General features: G+C 54.9%; 1 protein-coding gene. It reads left to right on the forward strand.

Translation table 11 applies throughout. The features are described from left to right. Positions 1–688 (forward strand): hypothetical protein (locus HMPREF2734_RS11965; protein ID WP_210384721.1); only part of this gene is annotated, 688 nt, incomplete at both ends.

The raw sequence follows: 688 nt of genomic DNA on the forward strand, positions 1-688 counted from the left end.
GTGACCGTTCCGGAGGGCACTGATCCGCAGGATGCCAAGGTCATTGTCACTGATAAGGACGGCAATTCTGTTGGTGAGATCGATGTGAACATCGTTGATCCGGACTCTGATGCTGACAAGTTCGTTCCGAACTACGGCGACCCTAAGACCGTCGAGGCTGGTAAGAAGGAGACTTCGAATCCGTTTGCGGGTAAGACTGATGTTCCTGTGAAAGAAGGAACGGGTAAGCCGTCTGCTGGTTCCGATGATTGGACCTTCAACACCGTCCCGAACACTGGTGTTGTTGAGGCTACGGCTCCTGGCTACGACAAGGTCGCTGGGAAGATCGACTCTGAGCTGCCGAACATTGATAGCAGCTGGGATAAGTTCAAGGAGATCTTCACTCCGTACGTTCGTCCGTCGGTAGATGTTGACTTCACCTACAACGATGGTTCGGAGAACTCCGCAACCGCGGACTTTGACCTGGTTGGCAAGGACGGTAAGTCCCTGCTGGATCCGAACGGTGATTTCGATGGTGACGGTATCTCGAACAAGGATGAGATCGAGAAGGGTTCTAACCCGGCTGATGAGGGTGACATCCCGGACACCACCGCACCCATGGTGAACCCAGTGGTCGCCGGTGACAAGACCATCTCCGGTAAGGGTGACCGTCCTGGTGAGGACATCAAGGTCACCCTGCCGAACGGCA

The sequence above is a fragment of the Corynebacterium sp. HMSC055D05 genome, from assembly GCF_001810365.1.
GTDB lineage: Bacteria > Actinomycetota > Actinomycetes > Mycobacteriales > Mycobacteriaceae > Corynebacterium > Corynebacterium coyleae.